Below are 1171 nucleotides of genomic sequence, written 5' to 3'. Positions count from 1 at the left end.
ATTTATAACCCAAAGAAGACTCTAGCCCGATAATCGTCGTTCCATCCCGCTTTTTTCAACTTCACCTTTTGACTTGGCGCACCGCAATCACATTGCTTAAGCATGTTCATTACAAAGCGTCTGAACAACGCTATGTTCTCAACGGCACCATCCAAAGTGATTCGAGAGCTATCCTCTTTAAAAACAACATCTAATACGTAGTGTTGGCTGTTTTCAATTCGCCAGTGTTGACGAATATAATGACCAAGTAATTTGTGATTCGGCGACATGGAACTTATGTAGTATGACGTATCTACGGTGCCTTTCCCGTTTATCACTCGGTGGCGTTCCACTGCTATAATGCTTCTTACCGTCGGCCATTTCTTTGCTAGTTCTTCGGGCAACTTAGCCTTAAGTTGAAAAACGTATCGCTCTTCGTTACGACCATGATGTGTCTCTTTGATTTCAGTGACTATTTTCTCTTTCCTAGCATCGAAGATAGCCTGAAACTGTTCAACAACAGCCGCTCTTAGTTTCGGTTGGTTGTTCTTCACTTGAACAACAACATGCGCTTTCTTTTCTTTTATCTTCTCTAGGGTTTCGCGCTGGCAATGCAGCGCATCAATCGTGACCACACTGCCTTTTACATTTATAACATCAAGCATTTGGCGCACAACACTGATCTCGCCATTCTTGTTTTCCGTCGGTTTTTGGCTCAGAACAAGGCCACGCTCAGTGTCATATGCCGTGACCAACTGCAACGCTGTTTTCCTGTCATTTCGATAAGAGCCACGCAGGACTTTTCCGTCGAATGCGATTATGGGTTTATTTTGGTTGGCTCTTTGTTCGTTTATCCACAAGGCCAACGCTTCAAGCAATGACTCCGCAACAACTGAGCGTAATATGCGTGCTATTGTGTGTCGTCGGGGGATTCCATGTTTGAATGGCCTGTACTTTCTTAACCAGCTTAACTTCTCTTCCCCATAAAATTCAATGTCTTGCCATCCTTCGCACCCAGATGCAATAGCACTAATAACGAGGAACATAACGTCAATAAGGTCATGTTTTTGGTTAATGTCAGAACGAGTATCTTCGATGACGGATAGGTGCTCAATTAAGTTCAAAATGGCTGTCTAGCTAAGGGTTTGACGCTATTAGATCATATTTGTTAACAAAGTGCGATCCCGCCCTG

1 protein-coding gene is annotated in these 1171 nt (G+C 43.5%); it reads right to left on the bottom strand.

Translation table 11 applies throughout. The annotated features are described in order from the left end of the window. Positions 1 to 2: 2 nt before the first annotated feature. Positions 3 to 1103 (bottom strand): ISAs1 family transposase, encoded by a 1101-nt coding sequence (locus AB4209_RS20630; RefSeq protein WP_136987121.1) that lies wholly within the window; start codon positions 1101 to 1103, stop codon positions 3 to 5. Positions 1104 to 1171: the final 68 nt, after the last annotated feature.

Origin of the sequence: Vibrio sp. 10N.286.48.C11 (assembly GCF_041469805.1) — a bacterium.
Taxonomy (GTDB): domain Bacteria; phylum Pseudomonadota; class Gammaproteobacteria; order Enterobacterales; family Vibrionaceae; genus Vibrio; species Vibrio crassostreae_C.
The sequence above is the reverse complement of the archived record's forward strand: the minus strand, read 5'-3'. Positions and strand labels throughout refer to the sequence as shown.